Below are 17,874 nucleotides of genomic sequence, written 5' to 3'. Positions count from 1 at the left end.
AAAACTCCCCCTCTCTTTCACCCTATGTTCACATGAGAGTCACACCTATCTTTTATAGTATATGTATCGAAGTTGTTCCTCCCTAATTTATAAGACATTCCCCAGTGTCTTAAAGCAGCTTCCATCCCTAATTAAATTGACATAAATTGTCCCCTTCCCTTGACCATCCTATGTGATGGTCTATTTTATTTTCCAAACACAAAATCTGTCTATCTACACTTAAAAAAATTAAAAATTCAGAAAATATTGTCAAATTAGGTATTTTTTCGGTATAATTACTTTAGAAAGAAATTTCGCAAAAACAAAAGGGGGGATTTTATTGAGACAAACAAAAGCAATCTTAATCGCATTATTTCTAGGTCTAGTTGTTGGACTCACTCTAAATTTAGCTGCTCCATCTATCTTTGAGCCACTAAATCAATATGTGTTCAACCCAATTGGTCAATTGTTTATTCGACTTATTAAAATGCTAGTTGTTCCTGTTGTGTTCATTTCTATCGTACTTGGTGCTGCCGGCCTTGGAGATCCGAAACAACTTGGAAGAATCGGTTTAAAATCAATTTCATTCTTTCTCGTAACAACTGCGGTTGCCATCTCTATAGCGGTTACATTTGCACTTATTATAAAGCCAGGAGCTGGCGGTAATTTTAAAACAGAAGGTCTTAAGTATGAAGGTGCAAAAACTGAAACATCTTTCGTCGACACATTGCTAAATATCGTACCAGATAACCCAGCAAAAGCGATGGCTGACGGAAACATGTTACAAATCATTGCCTTTGCCGTATTGATTGGACTCGGTATAGCTATTTTAGGAAAACGAGTTCAAGGTATCCATTCATTACTTGAACAGGGCAACGAATTAATGATGTATCTTGTTAATCTCGTTATGAAATTAGCCCCAATTGGAACATTCGGTTTGCTCGCTTCATCCGTTGGTAAAATGGGGCTTGCAGGCGTCGCTGCGATGTTCAAGTATATGATTGTCGTTATGTTAGTACTCATTATTCACGGGGTCTTTGTATATGGCGGCTTATTAAAGGTATTAGCAAAAGAAAGTATTGTTCGTTTCTTTAAACATTTCGGACCAGTAATGGCAATTGGATTTAGTACATCTAGCTCTAATGCATCGCTTCCATTTGCAATGAAAACAGCACAAGATAAGCTTGGCGTTCCAAAAGCGATAAGCTCATTTGTACAACCACTAGGGGCAACTATTAATATGGATGGTACTGCCATTATGCAAGGAGTAGCCACTGTATTTATCGCTCAAGTATACGGAGTTGAACTTACATTACCGCAATTAGCTATGGTCGTATTAACTGCTGTACTAGCTAGTATCGGTACTGCTGGTGTACCTGGTGTTGGACTTGTAATGCTTACAATGGTTTTAAATCAAGTAAATCTACCAGTAGAAGGTATCGCTTTAATTATCGGTATTGACCGTATTCTAGATATGTCTAGAACAGCTGTAAACATTTCTGGTGATGCAATTTGCGCAATGATTGTCGCAAAATCAGAAGAAAAATATAATACGGATCAATCGGCAGCATCGTAAATCAAAAAAGGAGTGAATTATTTCACTCCTTTTTTGATTTACTCCCTTTTTTAGAACGATATTCTTTCCCTTTATTATCATTACCAGTTTCAAATTCAGTGCTAAATTCCTGATTAAACTGGCCGGACTTTGGTGATCCTTGATTACCGCTCCCTTTACTACCGTTACGATTCGTCATATTTCTCCCTCCTTCCTTGTATTAGTAGTATGGCGCTCTATCTTTTTTCATACACATTTTATTTATTAACATCTATTACACACGAAAGAAGATCTCCCATCTATAAGGAAGACCTTCTATTTTATCACGTAAGCGTTTTCTTGTTTATAATCACTTAAATAAGTTTTTTGGAAATTGAAATCATTACATTCATTTCATCTTCTGAAAGTGCAGAGAATCTTTCTTGTAAATATTGTTTTTTCGCATCTTCCATTTTCGCAACTAAATCTTTCCCTTGTTCTGTAATCTCTAAATACACAACTCGGCGATCTGATGTAGAACGTGAACGAGTTACAAAACCCTTATTAATTAATTTTTCTGTAACAGCTGTAATATGACTATTCGACACATTTAATTCATTTGCTACACGCGATACCATTTCTTTATTCGTACGATTTAATATTCTTAGGACGATGAATTCATTCCACGGTATGTAACCACCAAATATTTTTCCGATATCATTACGCAACGTGCGAAACATAGCAAACACATTTGTCGATAGTTCTTCCATTAATTGCTCTCGATTTTGAGACAACATTGACAGCTCCTTTTATTTCATTTAGTTAAATAAAAACCTTATTAATAATTTTACATGAAATCTTACTTTTTGTCACCTTATTTTCCCATAATTCGTAGTTTTTTAATATGTATTTCATGATAAAATGAAGTCAACTTCCAGAAAAAGGGGTATTTTAATGCATGAGGAGGATAGGTTCTCAAATCTCAGCCTAAAAGATAAAACAATTATCATTAGTATTATTGCTCTTTTTCTCATTATAGTTTTTACATTTATATTTTTTGTATATGTAGGAATCTTTCAAATTACAGGTATAGCGTATAGTTCACGTACTGCTTTACTTCTCTTTTTTTTATTAATCACTTTCTTAGATGGTATTACATTATTTATTTTCAGTTTCTTCAAAGCGCTGCTATATCCATTGACTCAAAACATGTCAAATTGGATTTCTCTCACTCTTTTCTCATTCATTGAAATTACACTAGATTGGTTCGTCATTCATACTGCTGATGATTGGATAGAAAGCGTACAAATGTCCAACTTAACTGAATTATGTGTCGTACTATTCTTTTTTCTATTAAATAAATTATTAAGTGACAAGAAAGAGTAAGAATACAAGCTTTTCTATATAAAAATTGGTACAATGAAAGCAAATCTTACTAAAGAGGTGTTAATTATGAACTTACAACAATGGGCTGATAAAGGTATGTCCTTTGATACATATGTGAATGAAATGCAAGTAAACCAATACGAGCTACTACACATTTACAATAATTTTTTAATTCCAAATGAATTACTTCCTGTATTAGAAGAACGTCAAAATGATGGCTGGCGTGTTATCGTATTAACTGCTGATTGGTGTGGCGATGCTCTTTTATGCGTACCTGTTATGAAACGAATTTCTGAAGTTGCAAATATTGATATGAGTTTATTAATTCGCGATGAAAACTTAGAATTAATGGATCAATATTTAACAAATGGAACAGCACGTGCGATTCCAATCTTTATTTTCATTGATAAAGATGGAAATGAACAAGCTGTTTGGGGACCACGCGCTCCAAAAGTACAAGAATTAGTAACTTCAATGCGCGCTACATTACCTGAAAAAGAAGATCCAACTTTCGAAGAAAAACAAAAAGAAATGTATGCTAATTTCCGTGCTACATTAGCTGATGATACTTCTCTTTGGGAACATGTAATGGAAAACATGATGGAAAAAGTAGTAAAATAAAAACCTGCCGAGCTCGGCAGGTTTTTTTATTACATAATGAAGAAATAGAATACCGCAGCTAAAATGAAACGATAATAAGCGAACGGTGTTAGTTTTACACGAGATAATAATTTCAAGAATGAAACAATTGCAAGCATCGCAACAACGAATGCAGTTACAAATCCTGTTACAAATAGCGTTATATCTGCTGAGCTTAATACATCCCAGCTTTTAATTAAATCTAAGCCACTTGCAGCTACCATCATCGGTACCGCTAAAATGAACGTATATTCAGCTGCCGCTGTATGCGACACGCGAGCTAATAAACCACCACTTATTGTAGAACCAGAACGAGAAAATCCTGGCCAAAGAGCTAAACATTGGAACATTCCAATTGTAAATGCCTGTTTATATGTGATTTCATCTAACGTTCTTGCTGTACTTGGTTTCGAAAACTTCTCAGCAACAATCATTAAAATACCACCGGCTACTAAGCTAATAACAACTGGTCCTGGACCAAATAAAACCTCTTTAATAGTGCTATGGAATAATACGCCAAGTACCCCGGCAGGAATCATCCCGATAATAATATGTAATAAATTTAACGATGGTCCGTCTGTTACTTTACCTATTCCAACTAACGACCATAGACGCTTCCAAAATATAACAACAACTGCTAAAATCGATCCCAATTGGATAACAACTTCAAAAACTTTCGCTCTCTCATCGTCAAATCCAATTAAATGTCCTGTTAAAATCATATGTCCTGTTGATGATACTGGTAGAAACTCTGTTAACCCTTCAACAGCACCCATGATTAAACCAATTAACCAATCAGCCACAAGTAGTGCCTCCTTAATAACAAATAATATGTAATTTTTTCACACCTTATCATAATACCTTATCCCTTTTCAAAGTGCATCCTTTTTTTATTGGCTTCATATGTTATAGGCGCGTATTTCTTTTCTAATCTTTGATTAAATTGTATGATAGTAAGAGTTTGTTTTTTTATACGGAAAGGGGATTTTATGAAAGAAACTACTTCATTCTCACAAAAGTTAAAGCAATTTGTATTACTATTTTTTCCGATTTTCGTAACGCAAATGTCATTATTTGCGATGAGTTTTTTTGATACAACGATGTCAGGACATGCAAGTCCAACTGATTTAGCAGGTGTGGCAATTGGAACAAGTATATGGATTCCAGTTAGTACGGGGTTAACAGGAATTTTAATGGCTACTACTCCCATTGTTGCACAGCTCGTTGGATCCAAGAAAAAAGAGGACGTTCCCCACGTTGTCATACAAGCAGTTTATTTAGCAATTTGTGCTAGCTTCGTTGTTATCCTCATCGGTTTTTTCGTCGTTTCACCTATTTTAAATGGCATGCGCTTAGAAGAACCTGTGGAACGTATTGCAGCGCAATTTTTAAGTATTATCGCAATAGGAATTATACCTTTATTCACTTACACTGTTTTACGTGGATTTATTGATGCATTAGGAAAAACTCGAACAACGATGATTATTACATTATTATCATTACCAATTAATGTAATATTAAATTACCTATTAATTTTTGGTAACTTCGGTTTCCCAAAGCTCGGTGGTGTCGGAGCAGCAATTGCTTCCACTGCAACATATTGGTGCATTTTAATTATTACAGTCATTATTATTCAGACGAAAGAGCCTTTTGCCTCTTTCAACATTTTCAAACAATTATACCGACCTTCTCTTTCGAGTTGGATAGCATTCTTAAAACTTGGCGTCCCTATCGGATTTGCTATCTTTTTTGAAACGAGTATTTTCGCTGCGGTAACGCTCATGATGAGTAATTTTAGTACGACAACTATTGCAGCTCACCAAGCAGCTATGAACTTTGCTTCCTTGTTATATATGACTCCGCTAAGTTTAGCAATGGCAATGACTATTGCGGTTGGATTCGAAGTTGGAGCAAAACGTTACGATAATGCAAAACAATACGGACTGATTGGAATTGGATTAGCCCTTGCCTTTGCTTTATTATATTCGATTCTTCTCTACTTCTTTGATGATCAAATTGCTTCTATTTATACGACAGATGCAAAAGTTCATCATTTAGCAAAAGAATTTCTTATCTTTGCAATTTTATTTCAAATTTCAGATGCAATTGCAACCCCTGTACAAGGAGCTTTGCGTGGTTATAAAGATGTAAATGTTGCTCTAATTATGACTTTAATTGCTTATTGGATAATAGGTCTACCACTAGGTTACATATTAGCGACGTATACAGAATGGGCCGCGAAAGGCTATTGGATCGGTCTTATTATCGGTCTAGCATTTGGCGCTGCCTTCCTACTTATCCGTCTCTTTCAAGTACAACGAAAATATACAACACAAAACAGCCGCTAATAATAAAGCGGCTGTTTTCTTTATGCATATTTTTTCTTGTAACGTATAATATAATGAAAAAGAAAGGTGGGTACATATGGACGACAAAGAAAAAAAGCAATCATTCGATGAAGAATTTGCCCCTGAAATTTCACCTGGATATCGGCAAGATGTACATAAGCCACCTAAATATAAAAACACTTCGTTTTTAATGGGCATTACCATTTTCGCTGCTGTATTACTCATACTTATCATTTTCGTTTATTTTTGATGAAAGGTGGCCTATTATATGAAGAAACAAGATTCCAATCGTTCAAAAAGAACTGTTAAAACACAAAAAGGATATGCAGGAGATTCTGTTCATACTCTTAAACAAGTCGAGCAAGGGAATTTATATATTGCTCAAAAAGAACTTGGTCAACAAAATGAAAATCTTTAAAGGCCCTTTATTCCTTAAGGGTCTTTTTATTCCGCATTAAGTAATACACCCTCAAATGTTCTATTGAGCAATGAATTTCCTTTATTGTACGCGCTGCTTTTGTTCTAGCACCATAAATATATTATTAACCTTTACAATTTTCACTTCATAATTCAATTTCATTTCGCTTCTCTTACTCTTACCATTTTCAGTACCCGCAACGTACGCTACAGCTTGATAAAGAAAACTCTCATTGGTCTCTTCACGTATCTCCTCGTTTGTAAATTTATACTCTAAATCTTGAAAACGATTTGGATAATAATTTCCCATTAATTGTTCATACCCTCTATTTAAAAATAGTTCTTCACCTTTTCGTTTCACATCTTCTTTATTAGTAGACCCAAACACTGATAGTTGCTCGGTCACAAAATGCTCTCCTACCTTTTTCATTTCATTATGAGTTAAGTTTTCTATACTTTTGTTCTTTAACTCCTTATTTAACTCGTACTGATCAATCGGTTTAAAGGTAGCAAAAACCTCCTCTTTATATGACCAAAACAATACAAAAGCGATACATAGAGAAATGATTAACAGTCTTTTTTTCGTAATACTCCCGCCCTTCTTCATAATAATAGATATATTTTAACATATAGAAAGAAAATTCTGATATCATAAAATAGAATAACTTAACTCAGAAACGAGGAACAATTATGGACTCTTACAAACATTATATAAAAGAAGCTTTGCCTAATCTTTCTATACATTCATATAAACAAAATGAAGAAGGATGGGATAATGTAGCAGTTATAGTAAATGATGAGCTACTGTTTCGTTTCCCGCGAAAACAGGAATATGCGATGCGAATTCCGTTAGAAAAAGAACTATGCGCAATTCTCACTCAATCACTACAAGAAATCGAAGTTCCACAATATCACCTAATTTATAAAAATGAATCTGATGAGGTTCCTCTTTGTAGTTACTATACTCTCATTCATGGTGAACCATTAAAAACAGAAACAGTTGCCACGCTGGAGGATCCAAAGCTGAAAGCAATTATTACACAATTAGCTACTTTCCTTGCGGTACTACATAGTATTCCTTTACACCAAGTTACAACGCTATGTTTCCCTATTGAAAAAACATGTACCTACTGGAAAGAGCTACAAACAAAATTAAACCAATATCTCACTACTAGCCTTACTTCATTACAGAAACTAGCCTTAAATCGCTTATTTGAAAATTTCTTTGCATGTTTAGCTACATCCACTTTTCAAAACACAATCATTCACGCTGATTTTACTCATCATCACATTTTATTTAACAAGCATAACAAAAGCATTTCAGGTGTTATCGATTTTGGTGATGCGCAAATTGGCGATCCTGCTTTTGATTTTGCAGGACTATATTATGATTTCGGACATGAGTTTACTACATCTGTATATGAACAGTACAGTACACTTATTTCTCATCATGATCCATTACTCATTCATCGTATTACTACCTTTTATCAATACAGTCCTTTACTACATAATATTATTTATAATTTTGAGTCAGAGAATGAACTCGAATTCATTACAGGCACAGAACAGCTAAAAACGATATTACAGGGATGAGATTACATTCTCTCCCTATATACTCTCTCCTCATACATCATTAACTTTTTATCCATTTCAACAATAACTTTATACAATTGAAACGCCTGTAAAATTTGCAGTTGAATTTCAAAAGGAGCATTTTGTTCTTTTAACCATTGAAATACTTTTGTTTCATCTTTCATTGATTATTCCTCCCTTTATTCTGATTTGTGGGTAGCCCGATTAATGAGGGCTGATAATCAGTGGGTGATTGACAAAACCCCCACTGATTAAAGTTTCACTTTATTAAAATCTGCTACAAATATACCGTAAATGATGAAAAGCTTTTCATGTCAATAACAAAAAAGGATGCAAAGTTGCATCCTTTAATGAACTATATTTTTCTTCTGTTTCGCTTCTGTCTTTACTTCTTCCCCTTGGCATTCACTACGAAACGCACAACTTATACACTCAGAACGAAAATGACGCTCTGTATAATGCTCAGGTTGCTCTAACATTTCTTTCATTCTAGATAAATCAGCCATTCCAGTTATAATATCTTCCTGTTTCGGAATGTACTCATACTTAGTTCCTTCTATTAAATTAATAACTTCAATTTTTCCTGGAAGAACTCCGAAAGCTTTATAACTGAATACTGTCATTAGCTTCTGACAAAGAGCAAGCATTTCCTCATCTGCATCGACAACATACTTTTTAATTACAAACGACTCAGCACTCCACTCACCAACTTCAAATGTCAATGACATGTGGACACCTAACTCTTCCATATATGTTTGAAACTTCTCGTATAAAAACAATGGTGGTGTCTGACTATCATCCTTTTCAACGAACTGTAATAAGTGATCCGTTAGCTTCGCTAATACAATATAGTATTCCGTCTTCGAAGCAAACATATTAATCCTTACTTTTTTCCAATACTTTTCTATTAATATTAAAAGTACAATTTTCGTTTGTTGACCCGCAGGTAGCGTGTAATACTCGTTAATAATTTGATTGACAATCATTTGTGCTATTTGTTGCCATTCAAATGAAGAAGGTTCTCTTCTTTTTATGTGACGAAAATAAAATTTATGCGGACAACGCATAAAATCATACAAATGATAATCTGTCATCGTTTTGATTGAGATTTTCTCATGCACTTGCTCTTCATCTCCCTTCTGCCATTAAGAAAGGTGTTTTACAAATTCAGCTCCAAACTGTAAACATTTTTCTACATCTTCATCTTCTGGCGTTAATTCTACTTTTAGTCCTTCTAACACAACTGCTGCCCCGCGCTCTTGTAGCTTTTCTATTAAAATGTCAACTGCCACTCCGTATTTCGGATAAGCCGAATCACATGATCCGAATACTGCCGCTTTTTTCCCAGTTAAATCAATAGAATCCATTGCATCATAAAAATCTAAGAAATCATCAGGAAGATCGCCATCTCCCCAAGTGTATGCACCTAAAATAATTCCATCATACTGTTCTAATATAGAAGCTTCTGGTGAATCCATAATATCAATAACTTCAATTTCATTTTCTGTTTCACGAATTACGCCGGCAATATGGTCAGCCATTTCCTCTGTATTTCCACTCATACTTGCAAAAATCATTACTAACTTACTCAACTGAACCTCTCCCTTTACTTTGTATCTCTTTTTCTGTTTGAATGCTCTTCTTCTCATCTACATATTCAGACCGAATTACATTTCTTTGCCATTCCATATGCTGATCAACATCTTTATTTTTATCTTTTAATCCCCTCCGCAGAAGGTGAAAATTCTTTCTCATTAACATGTCGCATCCATCCTATTGATAATAATTATCAATTTCAACTATATTTAGATTAATTGACATTGATTATCAATGTCAATAACTATTTTTAAAAAAATGATTAAAATGTACAAGCTTGTCCGTTAGCTATTCATATACTATGAATGAGCATAGTTCTTTCTCAGCCCTCTCTGACGGAAAGAAATAAAAGCAACTGCAATAGAGTGCAGTTGCCTTTTTTTGTTTTTCTATAATTTTAGTAATCTTATAGTCGTCTCTAAAAATAGCTCCACTCCACAAATTAATGCTGATTCATCCACGTCAAATTTCGGATGATGATGTGGATAACAAGTATATATATTTTCATTACCTGTTCCTAATTTAATGAAACAACCAGGTGCTTTTCTTAAATATGCTGAAAAATCTTCTCCACCCATAGAAGGTTCAAGCTTCACAACACGCTCATTCCCAAACAAATGTAGTGCACTTTCTTCTACTATTTTCGTAATATATTCATCATTAATAACCGGATCATATCCATATCGATACGTATATGTATACGATCCTCCATGTGCTTCTGTAATTCCTTTCACAATTTTCTCGATTTTCCCTTCTGCTTCCACCCTCAATGCTTGATTAAATGAACGAACAGTTCCCATTAAAGTTGCTGTACTAGGAATAATATTGTCAGCCGTTCCCCCATGAAATTGTGTAACTGAAACAACCCTTTGCATAAAAGCACTTGTATTTCTTGATACGATATGTTGTAGATTTGTAATAATCTGTGCTCCGATAGCAATAGGATCTATCGTTTCTTCTGGTCGCGCCGCATGTCCTCCTTTGCCTTGAATCTCAACTGTAAATACGTCTGGAGCTGCCATCATCGGTCCATATGCAATTCCTATCTTTCCACTCTCAAGTCCTGACATAACATGTAAACCTATTACATAATCAACACCGTCCATTACACCTGCCTCAACCATTTCTTGTCCCCCACCGGGATACACCTCTTCTGCGTGCTGAAAGAATAGACGAATCTCACCTGCAAAATCTTCCTTTATATTTGATAACACCTCTGCTGTACTTAATAAAATAGCTGCGTGAGCATCGTGCCCACATGCATGCATCATTCCTTTATTCACAGATGTATAAGATTTACTTGTCTCCTCTTGAATTGGCAAAGCGTCTATATCAGCTCGAATCGCAATTACTTTCCCTTGCTTCACACCTCTTTTAATTGCTAGTACACTATACTTCGTCGGTCTCGTTACTTCAAAAGAAGAAAATGAGCATAATGTATCATATATAAATTGCGAAGTTTCTTTTTCATGAAATGATAATTCCGGATACTTATGGAAATGCCTTCTCCATTTCACGATATTTTCTTCCGAAATTAGATTCTTCCACACTCTATTCATGATAATTTCCTCCTTTTCAAAAGAACTAGAAATTTAAAAGTTTACTCCGTCTTAAATGATTAATAAAAACAAACACTGTATTTTTACGTATTCTTATAGTCCACTTTTATGTATTCACACAATCCACTTTCTATTTACATGTCAAACCCATTACAAATTCATGCTGAATGTAATATAATTGCTAAGTTAGGGATTTTCTTTTTTAGTATTTAGTGCTAATATCAAAAAAGAGCCTTTTGACTTATTTTTACCTAAAATGTGGGATTTTGTTTTTTTCACAATAATGTAGGACATGATACCTACAAAGAGCTATTATTTCATTAAGAGAGGGAAAGACATGGAAAGATTAAAAGAGATATGGTCTCGACCACTCACACAATGGGTTGCAAAGACGGTTTATTATCTTGCAATTTTATTTGCATTACTTTGGTTGTATGGATTCCATGATACAAACACAAGTACATTTATTTACAATGAATTCTAGGGTGGGAACGTTATGAAGTTATTAGAACAAATTGAAAAGTGGGCTGCAGAAACGCCTGATCAAACCGCTTTTGTTTGGCGAGATGCGAAAATTACGTACAAACAATTAAAGGAAGATTCTGATGCGTTGGCACATTGGATTTCTTCTGAGTATCCAGACGATCGTTCACCAATTATGGTGTATGGCCATATGCAACCTGAAATGATTATTAACTTTTTAGGATGTGTAAAAGCTGGACATGCTTACATTCCTGTAGATTTATCTATCCCAGCTGATCGTGTACAACGTATTGCTGAAAATTCTGGTGCGAAATTACTTTTATCGGCAACAGCAGTAACTGTAACTGATTTACCAGTTCGCATCGTAAGTGAAGACAACTTAAAAGATATTTTCTTTACTCATAAAGGGAACACTCCAAATCCTGAACATGCGGTAAAAGGTGATGAGAACTTCTACATTATTTACACATCAGGAAGCACAGGTAATCCGAAAGGGGTTCAGATTACTTATAACTGCCTTGTTAGCTTTACAAAATGGGCTGTAGAAGATTTCAACTTACAAACAGGGCAAGTATTCTTAAACCAAGCACCTTTCTCATTTGATTTATCTGTAATGGATATTTACCCATCATTAGTAACAGGTGGTACACTTTGGGCAATCGATAAAGATATGATTGCGCGTCCAAAAGACTTGTTTGCTTCTTTAGAGCAATCGGATATTCAAGTATGGACTTCCACACCTTCTTTCGCTGAAATGTGTTTAATGGAAGCATCTTTCTCTGAGAGTATGCTACCGAACATGAAAACATTCTTATTCTGCGGTGAAGTGTTACCAAATGAAGTAGCTAGAAAATTAATTGAGCGTTTCCCTAAAGCAACAATTATGAATACGTATGGTCCAACAGAAGCTACTGTCGCTGTAACAGGTATTCACGTTACAGAAGAAGTGCTTGATCAATACAAATCACTTCCAGTTGGCTATTGTAAATCAGACTGTCGCCTTCTTATTATGAAAGAAGATGGCACGATCGCACCTGATGGTGAAAAAGGTGAAATCGTAATTGTCGGTCCAAGCGTAAGCGTTGGATATTTAGGAAGCCCTGAATTAACAGAAAAAGCATTTACTATGATTGACGGTGAGCGCGCCTATAAAACAGGCGATGCTGGCTATGTTGAAAATGGTCTTCTATTCTATAATGGTCGTCTTGATTTCCAAATTAAGCTGCATGGTTATCGAATGGAATTAGAAGAAATTGAGCATCACCTTCGTGCGTGTTCTTACGTAGAAGGAGCAGTTATCGTTCCAATTAAAAAAGGTGAGAAATACGATTATTTATTAGCGGTTGTTGTTCCTGGGGAGCATTCGTTTGAAAAAGAATTCAAATTAACATCTGCAATCAAAAAAGAACTCAATGAGCGATTACCAAACTACATGATTCCACGTAAATTCATGTATCAATCTTCTATTCCAATGACACCAAATGGAAAGGTAGATCGCAAAAAATTATTGAGTGAGGTTACAGCATGACCGCATATGGATCATTTTATTTTTTCGCTATAGTGGGCATTTTATTAATACCTACTATCATAGCTGGATTAAAAGGTAAAATGTTGCGCAAATATAATGCCGTTTTAACATTAGTCATGATTGCTATTATCTTCTCAGATAAACCAAAGCAAGCAATGATGCTAGCTGCATTTATTATTTGGCAATATGTCCTTATTAAAGGCTATTTAATTTTAAGAAAACAAAATAATAGTACATTCACATTTTGCATAGCTGTTATTTTATCGATTTTGCCTCTTATTTTGGCAAAAATCGCGCCGTTTGCATCGTTTTTACCTGAGTTAAAACTTGTTGTTTTCCTAGGTATATCTTACGTAACATTCAGAGCAGTTCAAATGGTATTTGAAGTTCGTGATGGTTTAATTAAAGAGCTTTCTTTCTTTAACTTCTGGGAATTCGTTTTATTCTTCCCTGCGATTTCAACAGGACCTATCGATCGTTACCGAAGATTCCAAAAAGATATTCAAAAGCCACCTAGCGCTGAAGAATATCAAAATTTACTATATACAGGACTAAATCGTATTTTCCAAGGTTTCTTGTATAAATTTATTATTGCTTACTTAATAAAGCAATATTGTATGGATCCAGCATTCGCTCAACACGATACAATATTTTCAAATATGATTTACATGTATAGCTATAGCTTATATCTATTCTTTGATTTTGCTGGTTATAGCTCTTTTGTAATTGGTGTAAGTTATATGATGGGAATTAAAACGCCAGAAAACTTCAATAAGCCATTCCTTAGTCGTAATATTAAAGACTTCTGGAACCGCTGGCACATGAGTTTATCATTCTGGTTCCGTGATTTTATTTACATGCGTTTCGTCTTTTTTGCAACGAAGAAAAAGTTAATTAAGAACCGTTACACTATTTCGTATATCGGGGCATTTTTAAACTTCTTCATTATGGGAATTTGGCACATCCAAGGAAGCGCTGTTGCGCAGTATGTTATTTATGGTCTATACCATGCCGCACTGTTTATTTTATTCGATATTTTCGAACGAAAAAACAAGAAGCATAAGTTTTGGCCAAACAATAAATTTACACACATCCTTGCGATTGTAATTACGTTCCACGTTGTATGTTTCGGTTTCCTAATCTTCTCTGGACACCTTAACAGATACTTTTAATGCACCCTTCTTATTCCATTAAGAAGTTGCACATATAATAATTTCGGATATAAAGGAGATTTTAAAAATGGCAGAATTCAAAGAGCAAGTATTAGATATTTTAGAAGAAGTATGTGAAAACGATATTGTGAAAGAAAACTTAGATGTTCAATTATTTGAAGAAGGTATCCTTGATTCTTTCGCTGTAGTATCTTTATTAGTTGAATTCCAAGAGCGTTTAGATATTGAAGTTTCTATTTCTGATTTTGACCGTGACGAGTGGGCTACACCAAACATGGTTATTAAAAAGTTGGAAGAAATCCGATGAACAAAGCAAAATTTGGTCCGATGCTTTTAGCATTGGCCCTTTTTGCTGTATTCTTACTTATTCCAACGCGCTTCCTACTTCCACTTTTAAGTGATGAAAAAGTAGAACAAGCTGCTACTTCTTTAAAAGAAGAAAAAATTCAAAGTATGATTTTACAGCAAAAGATGTTAGCAGATCCAAAATATCTTCCGATGTACGGTTCATCGGAATTCGCACGTATGGATGCTTTCCATCCATCTAATTATTTTAAAGTAAAGCCTGAAGGATTTACGCCATTCCTTCTTGGACGCGGCGGAACACAAGACCTTGTACATGTATTAAACTTCGCATCTACAATGGATCAATTGAAAGATAAGAAAATGGTATTCGTTCTTTCTCCGCAATGGTTTGTACCACAAGGTATTGACGAAACGCACTTTGCACCTAACTTTTCAAAACAACAAGGTTACCACTTCATTTTCAACAATGATTTAAAACCTGAAATGAAAAAACAAATTGCAAAGCGTTTATTAAACTTTGAGATTGTAAAAAAAGAAACTTTATTAAAAATTTCGCTTGAAGGTATCGCTTATGATGATACGAAGTATAAAGTAAAAGCACTTGCTGCTAAACCTTTCGCTTATATTTACCGTAACATTTTAGATCGTAAAGATTTATTTACAGCTATGTTTAATATTAAACCGCACAAAGAGAAGCTCGATTCTTCATTAAAACAAATGAACTGGGAAGAGGCTCGTAAACATGCGGATCAAACAGGTGCAGCAGAATCTAGATCTAATGAATATGGTATCGAAGATGGTTACTTCAATAGCAAAATTAAGAAAAAATTAAAGCAACGTGAAGGTTACTTAAAAAATGATGCTTATGACCAATCGCCAGAATATGAAGATTTACAAATTGTACTTGATTTATTAAAACAATCTGGTGCAAAACCACTCTTCATTTCTGTTCCTGTCAAAGGTCCTTGGTACGACTACGCTGGCTTCCCGAAAGAACGCCGCGAAGCATACTATAAGAAAGTTCATGAGCAAATTGAAAAAGCTGGTTATCCAATTGCCGACTTCTCAAATCATGAATACGATAAATACTTCTTAAAAGATCATATGCACTTAGGTTGGAAAGGCTGGGTTTACATCGACGAAGCCATCCAACAATTTTATAAAGCAAACTAACGAAAAGACCGCTTGAATTACTCAAGTGGTCTTTTTGTATATATTTTGTAATTGCTCGATTGCATTCGCCGCTTCTTTCATAACTCGCTCCACTACATGCTGAGCTGATTCGATTCGTGCCAATGATGCTGCCTGCCCTGCCCAAAGTGACATATATTCTTCCTTATTTTGCTTCGCTGCCTCTTGGCGTATTTTAGAAGTTAATACGTTTTGCACTGGATATACCGGAAGCCCTTCTTCTTTTCCTTCATGTCTCTCTATAAATTCATTCCGAATACCGCGTGCATATTTCCCGGAAAACGCACGAGTTACAGTTGTGCTCGTATCTGTACTATGTAAAACCGCTTCTTTATACACATCGTGCGTAATACTCTCTTCACTTGTTAAAAAGGCTGATCCCATTTGAACACCTTCTGCTCCTAGTGCCAATGCCGCAACAAGCCCTTGTCCGTTCATTACACCACCTGCTGCGACAATTGGGATATGCGGAACAGCCCCTACTAACTGAGGTATTAACGCAAACGTACCAATCATAGCATCTCGTTCTTTCCCAATAAACGTTCCTCTATGCCCTCCTGCTTCGCTACCTTGCCCAATAATAATATCTACTCCTAGCTCAGCAAGTACTTTCGCTTCCTTCACATGGGTAGCTGTTCCGATAACTTTTATTCCACTTCTTTTTAAATCATTTATTTCTTCTTTTTCTAACGTTTGAAATGCAAAGCTAACGACCGGTACTTTTTCATCTAATAGCACTTGTAATTGTTCCTTATAGCTTTTTGGAAGCTTTAACGTTCCTTCTACTTCTATACCTAATTCTCTATTCACTCCGCTTAGTAATACTTTCGCCTCATCTACCTTCTCTTCTTCTATTTCTATCTCTTTCGTTACAAGTAAATTAACACCGAAAGGCTTATCTGTTAGTTCTCTTATTCTATAAATCGCTTCACGAATTTGTTCTGGGCTCATATAGCCCGCTCCAAGCGTCCCTAATCCTCCACTATTACTTACTGCTGCAACAAGTTCTGGCGTCGTAATCGCGCCTGCCATACCGGCTTGAACAACGGGATACTCAATTTTTAATATGTCTGTTACTCGACTTGTAAACATCATTTCCCCTCCTATTTCCTTTATATCTTCTTTATTTGATAAGCTTTCCCCTGCTTTTGCAAGGGTTGAACTTCATATGAAGCGAATATATTGAAAGAGAAGGAGGCTGAGCTTAATGATTTATCCAAATGCATTAAAACAAGGTGATACAGTAATGATTATTGCACCATCTGGTCCACCTACAATCGAAAATGTATTAAAAGGTGTGAATGTATTACAAGAGATGGGGTTATCCGTAATAATCGGGAAGAGTGTTTACGAGAAATATGGATTTTTAGCCGGAAGTGATCAAGTTCGGCTTGACGATATACATGAAGCATTTACAAATAATGAAGTGAAGGCAATTTTTTGTGCACGAGGTGGTTATGGAAGTGCTCGTCTTCTTCCTCACATTCAATATGAAGTTATTAGGCAGAATCCAAAAATCTTTTGGGGATATAGCGATATTACAGCTTTACATACTGCTGTTTCACGTTATGCAAAGCTTATAACATTTCATGGTCCGATGATTGAAGAACTAGGAAAAGGCATTGATTCCCTATCTTTATCCTCTTTTAATCAGCTATTCCATCCGTATTCAACCATTTTATCTGCATCAGAATGTATCGTACCTAGCTCTCACAGTACAGTTACAGGTACGTTAGTTGGAGGAAATTTAGCTGTGTTAACAAGTATAATTGGCTCGCCCTACGAGATAAATACGGACAATACACTTTTATTACTTGAAGACATTGGTGAAGAACCGTACCGCATTGACCGTATGTTAAATCAGCTACTTTTATCTGGAAAGTTTAATGAATGCAGGGGCGTTATTTTCACAAGTTGTCACGACTGCACTCCTTCAAAGCCCTCTCAATCATTGCAAACAATATTATATGAATATTTCGCGCCATATCATATACCTGTCCTATTCGATTTACCAATTGGACATATAAGTCCAAACATCGGTATTCCACTTGGAGCTACAGCAACAATAAACACGAATAATAAAACAGTCTCTATTTCTTCTGGTATAGCCACTCCATATTCAAATTAAAAAGGAAAAGCGATT

General features: G+C 35.2%; 23 protein-coding genes. 13 read left to right on the top strand and 10 right to left on the bottom strand.

Translation table 11 applies throughout. The features are described 5' to 3' along the window. Window positions 1-319 precede the first annotated feature (319 nt). Window positions 320-1,555: a dicarboxylate/amino acid:cation symporter gene (locus tag ACTFRU_RS10215; RefSeq protein WP_086389294.1), complete on the top strand. Its 1,236-nt coding sequence runs from the start codon at window positions 320-322 to the stop codon at window positions 1,553-1,555. Window positions 1,556-1,577: 22 nt separating this feature from the next. Here ACTFRU_RS10215 and ACTFRU_RS10210 read toward each other — a convergent pair whose 3' ends face one another. Both ACTFRU_RS10210 and ACTFRU_RS10205 read right to left on the bottom strand, forming a co-directional pair. Next, entirely contained in the window at window positions 1,578-1,733 is a 156-nt protein-coding gene (locus ACTFRU_RS10210; RefSeq protein WP_000184928.1) for a hypothetical protein, read from the bottom strand. Window positions 1,734-1,887: 154 nt separating this feature from the next. Next, entirely contained in the window at window positions 1,888-2,307 is a 420-nt protein-coding gene (locus tag ACTFRU_RS10205; RefSeq protein WP_000081432.1) for a MarR family winged helix-turn-helix transcriptional regulator, read from the bottom strand. A gap of 160 nt (window positions 2,308-2,467) precedes the next feature. Between ACTFRU_RS10205 and ACTFRU_RS10200 the strand changes: the two genes are divergently transcribed. Then, window positions 2,468-2,899 carry a regulatory YrvL family protein gene (locus tag ACTFRU_RS10200; protein ID WP_000544069.1) on the top strand — a complete coding sequence of 144 codons (432 nt, stop codon included), beginning with the start codon at window positions 2,468-2,470 and terminating at the stop codon, window positions 2,897-2,899. A gap of 33 nt (window positions 2,900-2,932) precedes the next feature. Then, window positions 2,933-3,520 (top strand): thioredoxin family protein, encoded by a 588-nt coding sequence (locus ACTFRU_RS10195; RefSeq protein WP_002023667.1) that lies wholly within the window; start codon window positions 2,933-2,935, stop codon window positions 3,518-3,520. A 29-nt stretch (window positions 3,521-3,549) separates the two neighbouring features. Here the strand turns inward: ACTFRU_RS10195 and uppP are convergent, their stop codons facing one another. Further along, window positions 3,550-4,341, bottom strand: a complete 792-nt coding sequence (uppP, locus tag ACTFRU_RS10190; protein WP_000796256.1) for a bacitracin resistance undecaprenyl-diphosphatase — start codon at window positions 4,339-4,341, stop codon at window positions 3,550-3,552. 186 nt (window positions 4,342-4,527) lie between these two features. On the opposite strand from uppP, the gene ACTFRU_RS10185 reads away from it, so the two are divergent. From ACTFRU_RS10185 to ACTFRU_RS10175, 3 genes are all read left to right on the top strand, one after another. Then, window positions 4,528-5,886, top strand: coding sequence for an MATE family efflux transporter (locus ACTFRU_RS10185; protein WP_000665546.1), 1,359 nt, complete (start codon window positions 4,528-4,530; stop codon window positions 5,884-5,886). Between the two features lie 76 nt (window positions 5,887-5,962). After that, a complete protein-coding gene (locus tag ACTFRU_RS10180; RefSeq protein WP_000341062.1) occupies window positions 5,963-6,136 on the top strand; it encodes a hypothetical protein in 174 nt (57 codons plus the stop codon). Window positions 6,137-6,154: 18 nt separating this feature from the next. Continuing rightward, window positions 6,155-6,304 (top strand): hypothetical protein, encoded by a 150-nt coding sequence (locus ACTFRU_RS10175; RefSeq protein WP_000743742.1) that lies wholly within the window; start codon window positions 6,155-6,157, stop codon window positions 6,302-6,304. A gap of 81 nt (window positions 6,305-6,385) precedes the next feature. Here ACTFRU_RS10175 and ACTFRU_RS10170 read toward each other — a convergent pair whose 3' ends face one another. After that, window positions 6,386-6,910, bottom strand: a complete 525-nt coding sequence (locus ACTFRU_RS10170; RefSeq protein ID WP_000715254.1) for a hypothetical protein — start codon at window positions 6,908-6,910, stop codon at window positions 6,386-6,388. 83 nt (window positions 6,911-6,993) lie between these two features. On the opposite strand from ACTFRU_RS10170, the gene ACTFRU_RS10165 reads away from it, so the two are divergent. Then, entirely contained in the window at window positions 6,994-7,896 is a 903-nt protein-coding gene (locus ACTFRU_RS10165; RefSeq protein ID WP_000378982.1) for an aminoglycoside phosphotransferase family protein, read from the top strand. A gap of 2 nt (window positions 7,897-7,898) precedes the next feature. Here ACTFRU_RS10165 and ACTFRU_RS10160 read toward each other — a convergent pair whose 3' ends face one another. The 5 genes from ACTFRU_RS10160 to amaA form a co-directional block, all read right to left on the bottom strand. Further along, entirely contained in the window at window positions 7,899-8,060 is a 162-nt protein-coding gene (locus ACTFRU_RS10160; RefSeq protein WP_000651086.1) for a hypothetical protein, read from the bottom strand. Window positions 8,061-8,243: 183 nt separating this feature from the next. Further along, the gene (locus tag ACTFRU_RS10155; RefSeq protein WP_000544574.1) at window positions 8,244-9,017 is read right to left on the bottom strand and encodes a hypothetical protein; all 774 of its coding nucleotides are present in this window, start codon (window positions 9,015-9,017) and stop codon (window positions 8,244-8,246) included. Window positions 9,018-9,041: 24 nt separating this feature from the next. Next, the gene (locus ACTFRU_RS10150) at window positions 9,042-9,488 is read right to left on the bottom strand and encodes a flavodoxin (RefSeq protein WP_000041153.1); all 447 of its coding nucleotides are present in this window, start codon (window positions 9,486-9,488) and stop codon (window positions 9,042-9,044) included. After that, complete coding sequence (locus tag ACTFRU_RS10145; RefSeq protein ID WP_000929023.1) at window positions 9,481-9,657, bottom strand: hypothetical protein; 177 nt, start codon at window positions 9,655-9,657, stop codon at window positions 9,481-9,483. The genes ACTFRU_RS10150 and ACTFRU_RS10145 overlap by 8 nt, the downstream gene beginning before the upstream one ends. A gap of 224 nt (window positions 9,658-9,881) precedes the next feature. Beyond that, the gene (amaA, locus tag ACTFRU_RS10140) at window positions 9,882-11,051 is read right to left on the bottom strand and encodes an N-acyl-aliphatic-L-amino acid amidohydrolase (protein WP_006928846.1); all 1,170 of its coding nucleotides are present in this window, start codon (window positions 11,049-11,051) and stop codon (window positions 9,882-9,884) included. 337 nt (window positions 11,052-11,388) lie between these two features. Between amaA and ACTFRU_RS10135 the strand changes: the two genes are divergently transcribed. From ACTFRU_RS10135 to dltD, 5 genes are all read left to right on the top strand, one after another. Beyond that, entirely contained in the window at window positions 11,389-11,535 is a 147-nt protein-coding gene (locus tag ACTFRU_RS10135; RefSeq protein WP_000440293.1) for a teichoic acid D-Ala incorporation-associated protein DltX, read from the top strand. Between the two features lie 12 nt (window positions 11,536-11,547). Then, the gene (gene dltA / locus ACTFRU_RS10130) at window positions 11,548-13,062 is read left to right on the top strand and encodes a D-alanine--poly(phosphoribitol) ligase subunit DltA (RefSeq protein WP_000770505.1); all 1,515 of its coding nucleotides are present in this window, start codon (window positions 11,548-11,550) and stop codon (window positions 13,060-13,062) included. Then, on the top strand, window positions 13,059-14,234 hold the full coding sequence (gene dltB / locus ACTFRU_RS10125) for a D-alanyl-lipoteichoic acid biosynthesis protein DltB (protein WP_000127933.1): 1,176 nt from the start codon (window positions 13,059-13,061) through the stop codon (window positions 14,232-14,234). The genes dltA and dltB overlap by 4 nt, the downstream gene beginning before the upstream one ends. A 67-nt stretch (window positions 14,235-14,301) precedes the next feature. Next, on the top strand, window positions 14,302-14,541 hold the full coding sequence (gene dltC, locus ACTFRU_RS10120; protein WP_000807310.1) for a D-alanine--poly(phosphoribitol) ligase subunit DltC: 240 nt from the start codon (window positions 14,302-14,304) through the stop codon (window positions 14,539-14,541). Then, complete coding sequence (dltD, locus tag ACTFRU_RS10115) at window positions 14,538-15,713, top strand: D-alanyl-lipoteichoic acid biosynthesis protein DltD (protein ID WP_001030273.1); 1,176 nt, start codon at window positions 14,538-14,540, stop codon at window positions 15,711-15,713. The genes dltC and dltD overlap by 4 nt, the downstream gene beginning before the upstream one ends. 21 nt (window positions 15,714-15,734) lie before the next feature. Here dltD and ACTFRU_RS10110 read toward each other — a convergent pair whose 3' ends face one another. Beyond that, on the bottom strand, window positions 15,735-16,823 hold the full coding sequence (locus tag ACTFRU_RS10110; protein WP_006928844.1) for an NAD(P)H-dependent flavin oxidoreductase: 1,089 nt from the start codon (window positions 16,821-16,823) through the stop codon (window positions 15,735-15,737). A 115-nt stretch (window positions 16,824-16,938) separates the two neighbouring features. Here ACTFRU_RS10110 and ACTFRU_RS10105 point away from each other — a divergent pair, with 115 nt between their 5' ends. Beyond that, complete coding sequence (locus ACTFRU_RS10105) at window positions 16,939-17,859, top strand: S66 peptidase family protein (protein WP_000640062.1); 921 nt, start codon at window positions 16,939-16,941, stop codon at window positions 17,857-17,859. Window positions 17,860-17,874 lie beyond the last annotated feature (15 nt).

This window comes from Bacillus cereus group sp. MYBK220-1, from assembly GCF_051916445.1.
GTDB classification, from domain to species: Bacteria; Bacillota; Bacilli; order Bacillales; family Bacillaceae_G; genus Bacillus_A; species Bacillus_A cereus.
Note: the sequence above shows the minus strand (reverse complement) of the source record. Positions and strands in the feature narration are given on the sequence as shown.